This window comes from Micromonospora sp. AMSO12t, from assembly GCF_008806585.1.
GTDB classification, from domain to species: domain Bacteria; phylum Actinomycetota; class Actinomycetes; order Mycobacteriales; family Micromonosporaceae; genus Micromonospora; species Micromonospora reichwaldensis.
This window is the reverse complement of sequence record NZ_WAAS01000221.1, coordinates 1-11,058: the sequence shown is the minus strand read 5'-3', so window position 1 is coordinate 11,058 and position 11,058 is coordinate 1. Positions and strand designations below refer to the sequence as shown.

Here is an 11,058-nt window from a genome sequence, read left to right as displayed (position 1 = left end):
CTTCGACGAAATCGGCGCGGCGGGCGCGCCAGGCGGAGAGGGCGAGGGTGGCGGAGTAGCCGGCCAGCACGATCACGTGGAAGAGGTAGAGCCAGAGCAGGACCGCCACCCCCGCGCCGATTTCGTCGAAGCCCCCGAAGGGCACCCCCAGGTCGATCGGGAGCGAGGCGAAGAGCACGAAGCCGTGCAGGAAGCCGGAGAGGTTCGCCGCGGTGAACGACCCGACGCCCAGCGCGGAGAGCCAGTCCGGCGACGCCGGGCCGACCACCCGGAACAGCCAGAGCAGCACCGGGGTGAGCACCAGCCAGACCGCCAGGAACGACAGCACCACCCCCAGCGCGCCGGTCCAGCCGCCCTGCCGGACCAGGCCGGTGGTCGTGGGCAGCGCCAGCAGGATCGACAGCAGCAGGGCCGGGGCCGGCGCCAGCAGCGGCAGCAGCAGCAGCCGGCCCCGCCAGCCGACCAGCGACTCCTCGCTGCGCGGCACGGCGACCGAGACGAAGGCGCGGCGCAGCCCCTCGCCGTAGAGCGACGCCGGCAGCAGCGACGCCAGCGCCAGCAGCGGGGTCAGGCCCACCCCGGCCTCGACGAGCGCCTGCACCGCGTGGGGCGCGCCGATCGCGTCCGGCAGCGTCTCCACGGCGTGCGAGGTGAGCCGGCGTACCTGCTCGGCGCCCGCCAGCAGCGAGGTCAGCCAGATCGCCAGCAGGGCCACCGGCACCACCGCGATCGCCCCGTAGAAGGTGATGGCGGCGGCGTGCAGGGACAGGTCCCGGCCCCGCAGCGGGCGGAACGCCGCACTGGTGACCCGCTTCGCCCGTTGCCATCCGCCGCCCATCGCGGCTTCTTTCCCCGTACCGCCCCGCGTCACTCATTATGATCACGGTCCATGAGCGTTCTCACCACCCAGCGCCTGGTGCTGCGGGAGTGGACCGTGGGCCCGGCCGACCTGGCCAGGATCTTCGACATCTACTCCCGGCCCGAGGTCACCCGCTGGCTGGGCGCGCCCGGCCTGCCGCTGACCGACCCGGCGCAGGCCGCCGACCGGCTCGCGATGTGGCGGGAGCGGCACGCGGGGCACGGCGGCCGGTACGGCACCTGGGCGATCGAGGTCCGCGACACCGGCGTGGTCGCCGGCACGGTGCTGCTCAAGCCGCTGCCCGGGCGGGACGAGGGCACGCTGACCGAGGACATCGAGGTGGGCTGGCACCTGCACCCCGACTCGTGGGGCCACGGGTACGCCACCGAGGCGGCCCGCGCCCTGGTGGCCCGGGAGTTGGCGACCGGCACCCGGGAGGTCTACGCGGTGGTGGCGCCGGGCAACGAGGCGTCCATGGCGGTGGCCCGCCGCCTCGGTATGACCCACGTCGGCCGCCGCACGGACTGGTACGGCGGCGAGGAACTGGAGACCTTCGTGCTGACCGGTGGGGTCACCGCGCCCGGACCCAGGTGATGAAGCGGTCGGTGAGGCCGTCCCGCCGGACCGAGATCTTGGTAAGAGAGCGCCCCTCCAGGGGCCGTTTCCTACCAAGATCTCGGGGAGCCGGCGGGCTCGGGCGGCCGGCCGCCCAGCCGAGGCCGGCCGGGGCCGGGGCGGGCGGGGCAGCCGGTTACGCCACCTCGACGAAGTCGAGTTCCGCCCAGCGGCTCAGGTGGGTGAACCGGAGCGTGTTGAAGCCCGCGTTGAGCGTGACGTCGACGCCCACCTGCCGCCAGACGTCCCAGCCCGTGTTGGGGTAGGTGACGACCTTCGGGTTCGCGCCGTTGACCGTCAGCGTGTGCTGGGCGTCGCCGTATCCGGCCGCGTAGGCCACGTGGGCGCGGTACCCGCCGGCCCGGGGCGCGAAGACGGTCACCTCGACCCAGCTGTCCGCGTAGTCGATGTACGCCACCACCTGGCCCTGCGACGTGTTCGGGGCGGCGCGCACCCCGCAGTGGTTGAGCGCGCCGCGCTCGGCCTCGTAGCGCACCCGGCTGCCCCGCACCACGGGGTTGCCGCCGGCCCAGCCCAGCGCCGCCACGTACATGCCGCGGGCGGAGTAGTTGTTGATCCAGCCGTGGAAGACGATGTGGTCGCCGCCGGCCTCGCGGACCACGTCCGCGCCGCCCGGCCCCCGCACGGCAGAGTCCAGCGACGCCGTGGTCATCAGCGAGCGGTACGCCTTCGTGTACGGGCCGGTCAGCGAGGTCGACGTGGCGTAGCTGGTCTGGTAGCCGTCGCCGCCGTAACCGCCGAGGGAGTAGAACAGCACGTACTGCGCGCCGACCTTGGTCAGCACCGGCGCCTCGATGATGCCCGCCTCCTCGGCGCGACCGCTGCGCAGCAGCTCCACCCGGGCGCCCTGGAGGGTCACCCCGTCGGCCGCGACCCGTTGCAGCCAGAGGCTCGTCGGCTGGCCGATGGCGTTGCCGTCGTCCTTGTAGAGCAGGTAACGCAGGCCGGTGCTGTCGGTGAAGCTCGCCGCGTCGATGTCGCCGCCCTCGCCGGCGTTGCAGACCAGCGGTCCGGTGCCGACGGAGGTGAACGGCCCGAGCGGCGACGTGGCCAGCGCGGCGCCGAGGCACTGCCGGCCGGTGGCCCGGCTGCGGGCGGTGTAGTAGAGCAGGTAGCGCCCGTCGGCCCGCTGTGACACGTCGGGCGCCCAGGTCAGGCCCCCGTTGGCCCAGGCGCCGAGGGTCGGCATCGCGTCGGCCCGCCTGGTCCACGCTCCGGTCAGTGAGCTGGCCGTGGCGACCGGGACGTTGCCGTGGCCGTTGTTCGTCGAGTACGCGTAGTAGGTGCTGCCGAACTTGACGACGTCGGGGTCGGGGAAGTCGCTGGCGATGACCAGCGAGGGGGTGGCGGTGGCAGCCTGGGCCACGCCCGGGCTGACGAGCAGGGGAGCGGCGACCAGCAGGGCCGCCAGCCAGACGAGACCTCTTCGCATGACGGAAGTCAACCACAGTCATCGATGTACTGAAAGTTTCCTGCGGGCGGATCCGGCGCACTGTTCCGGGTTCCGTCGCCACCTGACCGCCCAGGATCCTGTCGGATCGCCGGGCTACCCTCACCGAGCTTCCGAGAGATTTGCGAGGGGTTACGGATGACGGTGCTCGACGAGGAGACCCGGCGGTTCGTGCAGCAGGCCGTGGTGCTGCCGCCCAAGGCCCTCGCGCAGGCGTGGGAACGTCTGCTCGATCTGCATCCGCAGGGCGGTCGGGCGGCACTCGGCGCTGTCAGGGTCTCCGCCGCACAGAACTCGGAGATCGACAACGCGGTGCGGTCGGGGTTGCGGGCGCGGCTGGCAGACCTCGACGCCCACTCGCCGGGCCTGTTCTCCGACGCCATAGTTGCCACGGGCAGCGTGGCCCGCGCGATTCAGGCCCGAAGCAAGCTGACCGGCGAGCAGTACCAACTGCTCACCGAGCCGTTCACCGCCGTCGGCATGGCGGTGCCGGAACACCGCTGACGGCGTCGACTGGTTCAGTAGTGGGTTCGTCGATCGCCTGCGCGTGCCTGGCGCCGGACCAGGCGTGCGATCCCGTGCGGCGGGGGCTGCGGCGGCTAGGCTGGACTGCGCAAAATGTCCGCTGAGGGGGTGAGCCCGGATGGGCCAGGCAGCTTTCGCGCCCGAGCCGGCGCCGCAGCAGGCCGAACCCGCGCCGCAGCCCACCGAGCCGTCGTTCGACGTGCTGCGGTGGCGCGACGAGCCGTGGACCGCTCAGCTCGCCCTCGACCTGTTGCCGGAGACCAACGGCCCCAAGGTTGAGGTCCTGAGCGGAAGCGTGATCGTGACGCCACCTGCCGGTTATGACCATCAGGACGCGGAGTTGGATCTCGCGTACCTTCTCAAGCAGGCGGCCCGCCGGGCCAAGCTGTGGCTCTACCTCGAGGCGAACGTCGTCTCGGGCGACGACCTCTTCATCCCGGACATCGTCATTCTCGACGTGCCGGGTGGCGGGCGGACGACGATGGACATCGGGCACGCCGTGCTGCTCGGTGAGATCGTGTCGCCTGGCAACCGTCGCAAGGACGTCATCGACCGGCCGCGGGAGTACGCCGCCGCTGGCGTGCCGTTCTTCCTCCGCGTCGATCTGCGAAACCGGGTGCCGACCATGGCCCTGTTCAAGCTGACCGAGGGGGAGTACAGGCCACTGAGCGCGGCGGCGGCTGGCAGCACCTTCACCATGATCGAGCCGTTCGAGTTCTCCATCGACCCGGGCGACCTGCTCGGCGAGGAGGCGCCGGAGGAAGGCGAGGAAGACCCGGCGGGGCAGGCCGACGCCGAGGGTTGAGGCTCCCAGCGGGGGCACAGCGACGGTGGGGAAGAATGGCCCGGTGACTTCGCCCCGGGAACTCGTCCTGCTCGGCTCCACCGGTTCGGTCGGCACACAGGCCATCGACATCGTGCGGCGCAACCCGGACCGGTTCCGGGTGGTGGCGCTCGGCGCCGGTGGCGGCAACGTCGAGCTGCTCGCGGCCCAGGCCCTCGAACTGCGCGTCGACGCGGTCGGCGTGGCGAAGGCGTCCGCCGCGCAGGACCTCCAGCTCGCCTTCTACGCCGAGGCGAGCCGGCGCGGCTGGGCCACCGGCGACTTCAAGCTTCCCAAGATCGTGGCCGGCCCGGACGCGATGGCCGAGCTGGCGCAGTGGCCCTGCGACGTCGTGCTCAACGCGGTGGTCGGCTCGCTCGGGCTCGCGCCGACGCTGGCCGCGCTGCGCGCCGGGCGTACGCTCGCGCTCGCCAACAAGGAGTCGCTCGTGGCCGGCGGCTCCCTGGTCAGGGCGGCGGTGACACGGCCGGAGCAGATCGTCCCCGTCGACTCGGAGCACTCGGCGCTGGCGCAGTGCCTGCGCGGCGGTGGCCGGGGCGAGGTGCGGCGGCTGGTCGTCACCGCCAGCGGCGGCCCGTTTCGGGGCCGGCGCCGCGACGAGTTGACGCAGGTCACGCCCGAGCAGGCGCTCGCCCACCCGACCTGGAACATGGGGCCGGTCGTCACGATCAACTCCGCCTCGATGGTCAACAAGGCGCTGGAGGTGATCGAGGCGCACGAGCTGTTCGACGTGCCGTACGCCGACATCGCCGTGATGGTGCACCCGCAGTCGGTGATCCACTCGATGGTCGAGTTCACCGACGGCTCCACCCTCGCCCAGGCCAGCCCGCCGGACATGCGGCTGCCGATCGCGCTCGGTCTCGGCTGGCCCGACCGGGTGCCCGACGCCGCCGCCGCCGTCGACTGGACCAGGGCACACACCTGGGAGTTCGCGCCGCTGGACGACGAGGCGTTCCCGGCCGTCGCGCTGGCCAAGGCCGCCGGCGAGGCCGGCCGCTGCCGGCCGGCGATCTACAACGCGGCGAACGAGGAGTGCGTGGCCGCCTTCGTGGCCGGCCGGCTGCCCTTCCTCGGCATCGTCGACACCCTCCGACGGGTGCTGGAGGACGCTCCCGACTTCGACGAACCAGGTACCGTCGAGGACGTGCTCGCGGCGGAGTCGTGGGCGCGCGCGCACGCGCAGGAGATCATCATCGCGGGTTCGGTGGAAGGAGCTTGATGGCGTACCTGCTCGGGGTGGTGCTCTTCGCCCTCGCGATCCTCATCTCGGTGAGCCTGCACGAGGCGGGACACATGCTCACCGCCAAGGCGTTCGGGATGAAGGTCACCAAGTACTTCGTCGGATTCGGCCCCACCCTCTGGTCCTTCAAGCGGGGCGAGACCGAGTACGGCGTCAAGGGCATCCCGCTCGGCGGCTTCTGCAAGATCGTCGGGATGACCCCCCAGGACGACGACGTCGACCCGGCCGACGAGCCGCGCGCGATGTGGCGGTTCCCGGTGTGGAAGCGGACGATCGTGATGTCCGCCGGCTCGATCACCCACTTCGCCCTCGCCGTGGTCGCACTCTGGATCATGGCGGTCAGCGTCGGCCTGCCCAACCCGCAGTTCCCCAGCACCGAGGCCGAGATCCGCAAGGAGCCGGCGGTCATCCAGCTGTCGAAGTGCGTGGTCCCGGAGAACACCCTGCGCGAGTGCACCACCGCCGATCCCGCCAGCCCCGCCGCCCAGGCGCAGCTGCGCGACGGCGACCGGATCACCGGGATCAACGGCACGCCGATCAACGACTACGGGCAGCTGCTCACCACCCTGCGCGCCCTCAAGCCGGGCGACACGGCGCAGATCGCGTACGTCCGCGACGGCCAGCCGGCCACGACGAGCACGGTGCTCGCGCAGACCCAGCGGCCCCCGCTCGACGACCCGAGGGGCCAGGTCGCCGCGGTCGCCGCGCTCGGCGTGGGCCTCGTGCCCAGCACCCCGCTGCGGGTGACGTACGGGCCGGTCGGCGCGGTCGGCGCGACCGCCGACTTCACCGGCGACATGGCGGTGAACACCTTCGAGGCGATGAAGCGCATCCCGGAGAAGGTGCCGGCCCTCTGGACGGCGATCACCGGCGGCGAGCGGGACATCGACACCCCGATCAGCGTGGTCGGCGCCAGCCGGCTCGGCGGCGAGTTCGTGGAGAACAAGGCCTGGATCGGGTTCTTCATGCTGTTCGTCGCGCTGAACTTCTTCATCGGCGTGTTCAACCTGCTGCCGCTGCTGCCGCTCGACGGCGGGCACATCGCCATCGCCTGGTTCGAGCGGGCCCGGTCCTGGCTCTACGCCCGCATCGGCCGCGCCGACCCCGGGCGCGTCGACTACCTCAAGCTCATGCCCCTCACGTACGCGGTGATCCTGATCGGTGGCGTGTTCACGCTGCTGACCATCACCGCGGACGTCGTCAACCCGATCACGCTCTTCTCAAGGTGAGTGCCTGAAGTGACCGCTGTCAGTCTCGGTATCCCCGCCGTGCCGCCCCCGCCGCTCGCCCCGCGCCGGGTCAGCCGCCAGATCATGGTCGGTCCGGTGCCGGTCGGTGGGGGCGCGCCGGTGTCGGTGCAGTCGATGACCACCACCCTCACCTCCGACGTCAACGCCACACTCCAGCAGATCGCCGAGCTGACCGCGTCCGGCTGCCAGATCGTCCGGGTCGCCGTGCCCAGCCAGGACGACGTGGAGGCGCTGCCCGCGATCGCGAGGAAGTCGCAGATCCCGGTGATCGCCGACATCCACTTCCAGCCGAAGTACGTCTTCGCCGCGATCGACGCCGGCTGCGCGGCGGTCCGGGTCAACCCGGGCAACATCCGCCAGTTCGACGACAAGGTCAAGGAGATCGCCAAGGCGGCCGGCGACGCGGGCGTGCCCATCCGGATCGGCGTCAACGCCGGCTCGCTGGACAAGCGGCTGCTCGCCAAGTACGGCAAGGCCACCGCCGAGGCGCTCGTCGAGTCGGCGCTGTGGGAGTGCTCGCTGTTCGAGGAGCACGGCTTCCGCGACATCAAGATCTCGGTCAAGCACAACGACCCGGTGGTGATGATCCGGGCGTACCGCCAGCTCGCCGAGAAGTGCGACTACCCGCTGCACCTCGGCGTCACCGAGGCCGGCCCGGCCTTCCAGGGCACCATCAAGTCGGCGGTCGCCTTCGGCGCGCTGCTGGCCGAGGGGATCGGCGACACGATCCGGGTCTCCCTGTCGGCCCCGCCGGTGGAGGAGATCAAGGTCGGCAACCAGATCCTGGAGTCGCTCGGGCTGCGCGAGCGGGGCCTGGAGATCGTCTCCTGCCCGTCCTGCGGCCGAGCCCAGGTCGACGTCTACAAGCTGGCCGAGGAGGTCACCGCCGGCCTGGAGGGGCTGCCGGTGCCGCTGCGGGTCGCCGTGATGGGCTGCGTCGTGAACGGCCCGGGCGAGGCCCGCGAGGCCGACCTCGGGGTGGCCTCCGGCAACGGCAAGGGCCAGATCTTCGTCAAGGGCAAGGTCGTCAAGACCGTGCCCGAGGCGCAGATCGTGGAGACCCTGATCGAGGAGGCGCTGCGCATCGCCGACGAGATGGGCGCCGAGCTGCCCGAGGAGCTGCGCGGCCTGCTCCCCGGCGCCACCGTCAGCGTGCACTGACCCACCGCGCCGTCGCGCGCCGGCCCCGACCGCCCCCGCCGGCGGCCGGGGCCGGCGCGCTTCCGCCGGGCGTACGCTCCGCGTCGCCGCCACGGTGCAGGCGTCCCACTCGTCACTCGACCGGCGCGGCACGGGGCGGATCTGGCAGGCTGGTATCCGTGCTGACGGTGCCGGTACGCCAACTGGGGGAGTCGGAGCGCCGCGCGGTCGAGCGGCTGCTCGACCTCGACCCGTTCGCGGGCGCGCAGGTCGCCGAGCGGATCACGGCGCGTGGCCTGGCCTGGTGGCGTGCCGAGGGACGGGTGCTGGGCTACGGCAGCCGCCGCAACCTGGAGTCGATCTGCTGGCTCGGCGGCAACCTGACCCCCGTGCTCGCCACCGAGCCGGCCGTCGCCGCGTACGCCGACCTGCTCGCCGGCGAGGAGCGGCTCTGCTCGTCGATCGTGGGCCGGGCCGACGCGGTGCTCGGGCTCTGGGACCGCCTCTCCGCCGTCTGGGGGCCGGCCCGGGACGTACGCCCCAACCAGCCGTTGCTGGCGACCGACGCGCTGCCGGCGCTGCGGGCGGACCCGGAGGTGCGGCGGGTGCGCGCCAGCGAGGTCGACCGGCTCTTCCCGGCGGCGGTGGCGATGTACACCGAGGAGGTCGGCGTCTCGCCGCTCGCCGACGACGGCGGGCGCGGCTACCGGCGGCGGGTCACCGACCTGGTCCGGACCGGGCGGGCGTACGCCCGGTTCGTCGACGGCCGGGTGGTGTTCAAGGCCGAGCTGGCGGTGGTGACCCGCCGGACCGCCCAGGTGCAGGGCGTCTGGGTGGCCCCCGAGTGGCGGGGCCGGGGCATCGCGTCGGCGGCCATGGCGGCGGTGGTGCGCGACGCGCTGCTGCGGGTCGCCCCGACCGTCAGCCTCTACGTGAACGACTTCAACACGCCCGCCCGCCGGGTCTACGAGCGCTGCGGGTTCCGCCCCGTCGGCACGCTCGCCACCGTGCTCTTCTGAGCCACCCGTGCGGCGTCCGCTCTGAGTCACCCTTCGCGGCGTCCGCGCGGGGCGGCTCCCGGCCGGCGCGGCCCACGCACCGGCCTCCGGCCAGGTGAACGGCCGGTAAATGCGTTGAGCCGGCCGGCTCCACCGACCAGGCTGGATGCTCCGCCCCGGTCTGCGGAGAAGGGACTCCGTCATGCGTCTGCTCCGGGACCTGTGGGCCACCTCGCCCCGCCGAATGTCGATCGTGACCTGCCTGATCGTGCTCGGCGCCGGGGGTCAGGCCGCCGCCGCCGCGCTGGCCGGCCCCGTCCTGGTGCACCGCGCCGCCGGGTTCTTCGCGCTGCTCGCCGTGGCGCTGGTCGCCGCCGTCCTCACCGACCTCGCGGTGAGCCTGCTGATGGCCGGGCTGACCGCCGACTGGTCCGCCGACGTGCGGCGCCGGCTGTGCCGGGTCGCGCTCGGGCAGGACCTGCCGACTCTGGAGACCACCCCGGTCGGCGAGCTGCTAGACCGCATCGACGGCGACGTCTACCAGGTCGCCGCCGCGGTGCGCAACCAGGGCGTACGGATCGCGCAGGGCCTCGCCGCGGGCGTGCTGTCGACCGTCGTCGCCCTCGCGGTGTGGTGGCCGGCCGGCCTCGGGATGCTGCTGCTGACCGTGCTGCTGGCCGTCGGCCTGCGCAAGCCCACCGCGCGGATCGGCCCGGCCCGGATGGCCGAGGAGGAGGCCTGGTCCGACCTCGCCGCGGTGATGGAGGAGGCCATCCACGGCCAGGACGACGTACGCACCAGCCTGGCCCGGCCGTACGTGCTGCGCCTCTACGCCCGGCGGGCCGCCGAGGTGCTCAGTCGCGGGGTGCGCGTGTGGCGGATGTCCGCCCAGGTCACCACCGTGGCCGCCGGCGTCATCCGGGCCGGGATCGCGGCCGTGGTGCTCGGCGGCGCGTGGGCACTGGTCACCGGCCGGGTCGACGGCGCCCGGCTCACCGCGATCTGGCTGCTGGCCATCGGCTTCGGCATGACCGTCGAGCACGTCAGCCGGATGGTCCCCGAACTCCAGTACGCCCTCGGCGCCTGGGGGCGGGTGCAGCTGCTGGCGGGCTCCCGGCAGGAGCCCGTGGGCGGGGCCGCCCCGAACGAGGGCGACCTGGTGGTGCGGGGCCTCACCTTCCGCTACGGGGGTGCCGACGACGGGCGCGGCCCCGCGCTGCACGACGTCGACCTGACCTTCACCCGGGGCCGCTCGTACGCGCTGGTCGGCCGGACCGGCTCCGGCAAGTCCACCCTGGCGAAGGTGCTCACCCGGGCCGTCGACGTGCCGCCCGGCACGGTCTTCCTGGCCGGCGACGACGTGTGCGACCTCGACGTCGAGGCGCTGCGCCGGTGGATCGCCGTGGTGCCCCAGCGCACCGAGATCCTCGCCGGGACCCTCGCCGAGAACGTCGCGTTGTTCGATCCGGACCTGCTCGACGCCGCCGCCCGGGCGCTGCGCGAGCTGGGGCTCGACGGCTGGATCGCCGAGCTGCCCGCCGGCCTGGACACCCGGCTGGGCGACGGCGGGCACGTGCTCTCGGCGGGCCAGGAGCAGCTGGTCGCCTTCGCCCGGATCCTGGTGCGCGACCCGCACGTGGTGATCCTCGACGAGGCCACCGCCCGCCTCGACCCGGTGACCGAGGCGCGGGTGCAGCAGGCCACCGAACGGTTGCTACGGGACCGGATCGGCATCGTCATCGCCCACCGCCTCTCCTCCGTACGCCGCTGCGACGAGGTGGTGGTGATGGCCGACGGCGCGGTCGTGGAGGCCGGGCCGCTGGACTCCTCGGAACGCTTCGCCGAACTGCTCGCCACCAGCCACGCCACCGCGTACGCCCACGCGGCACCGGGCGGTCGTTCCGGCGGGGTCGACCTGCTGACCGGCCCGTCGGACCCGTGGCCGACCACCGGCCCGGACGAGGCCCTCCCACCGGCGACGCCCCCGGTCGGCCCGCCGGCCGTTCCGTCGGCCACGCCCACGGCCGTGCCGCCGGTCGGAGTCCCGGCCGCGCCGCCGGTCGGGGCGGTTCCCGCGACCCCGACGGAGCCGGTCGGGTCGGCCGACGGCCGGGCG

10 protein-coding genes are annotated in these 11,058 nt (G+C 73.3%); 8 read left to right on the top strand and 2 right to left on the bottom strand.

Annotation, left to right across the window (positions count from 1 at the left end; all coding sequences use genetic code 11):
* On the bottom strand, nucleotides 1–838 hold an 838-nt coding region (locus F6X68_RS24990; protein ID WP_151456571.1), incomplete at its 3' end, for a YhjD/YihY/BrkB family envelope integrity protein.
* A 51-nt stretch (nucleotides 839–889) separates the two neighbouring features.
* Between F6X68_RS24990 and F6X68_RS24985 the strand changes: the two genes are divergently transcribed.
* Nucleotides 890–1,453, top strand: coding sequence for a GNAT family N-acetyltransferase (locus F6X68_RS24985; RefSeq protein WP_151456570.1), 564 nt, complete (start codon nucleotides 890–892; stop codon nucleotides 1,451–1,453).
* 157 nt (nucleotides 1,454–1,610) lie between these two features.
* Here the strand turns inward: F6X68_RS24985 and F6X68_RS24980 are convergent, their stop codons facing one another.
* The gene (locus tag F6X68_RS24980) at nucleotides 1,611–2,927 is read right to left on the bottom strand and encodes a family 43 glycosylhydrolase (RefSeq protein ID WP_151456569.1); all 1,317 of its coding nucleotides are present in this window, start codon (nucleotides 2,925–2,927) and stop codon (nucleotides 1,611–1,613) included.
* Between the two features lie 156 nt (nucleotides 2,928–3,083).
* On the opposite strand from F6X68_RS24980, the gene F6X68_RS24975 reads away from it, so the two are divergent.
* The 7 genes from F6X68_RS24975 to F6X68_RS24945 all read left to right on the top strand — a co-directional run.
* Nucleotides 3,084–3,449: a hypothetical protein gene (locus F6X68_RS24975; protein WP_151456568.1), complete on the top strand. Its 366-nt coding sequence runs from the start codon at nucleotides 3,084–3,086 to the stop codon at nucleotides 3,447–3,449.
* A 139-nt stretch (nucleotides 3,450–3,588) separates the two neighbouring features.
* A complete protein-coding gene (locus F6X68_RS24970; protein WP_151456567.1) occupies nucleotides 3,589–4,275 on the top strand; it encodes a Uma2 family endonuclease in 687 nt (228 codons plus the stop codon).
* Between the two features lie 43 nt (nucleotides 4,276–4,318).
* Entirely contained in the window at nucleotides 4,319–5,533 is a 1,215-nt protein-coding gene (gene dxr / locus F6X68_RS24965) for a 1-deoxy-D-xylulose-5-phosphate reductoisomerase (protein ID WP_151456566.1), read from the top strand.
* Nucleotides 5,533–6,783 (top strand): RIP metalloprotease, encoded by a 1,251-nt coding sequence (locus tag F6X68_RS24960; protein ID WP_151456565.1) that lies wholly within the window; start codon nucleotides 5,533–5,535, stop codon nucleotides 6,781–6,783. Before dxr ends, F6X68_RS24960 begins: the two co-directional genes overlap by 1 nt.
* A gap of 9 nt (nucleotides 6,784–6,792) precedes the next feature.
* Nucleotides 6,793–7,965 carry a flavodoxin-dependent (E)-4-hydroxy-3-methylbut-2-enyl-diphosphate synthase gene (ispG, locus tag F6X68_RS24955; RefSeq protein WP_089001519.1) on the top strand — a complete coding sequence of 391 codons (1,173 nt, stop codon included), beginning with the start codon at nucleotides 6,793–6,795 and terminating at the stop codon, nucleotides 7,963–7,965.
* A 158-nt stretch (nucleotides 7,966–8,123) separates the two neighbouring features.
* Nucleotides 8,124–8,963 (top strand): DUF4081 domain-containing GNAT family N-acetyltransferase, encoded by an 840-nt coding sequence (locus F6X68_RS24950; RefSeq protein ID WP_151456564.1) that lies wholly within the window; start codon nucleotides 8,124–8,126, stop codon nucleotides 8,961–8,963.
* Nucleotides 8,964–9,144: 181 nt separating this feature from the next.
* Nucleotides 9,145–11,058: ABC transporter ATP-binding protein (locus tag F6X68_RS24945; RefSeq protein WP_225852408.1), on the top strand; the 1,914-nt coding region annotated here is incomplete at its 3' end.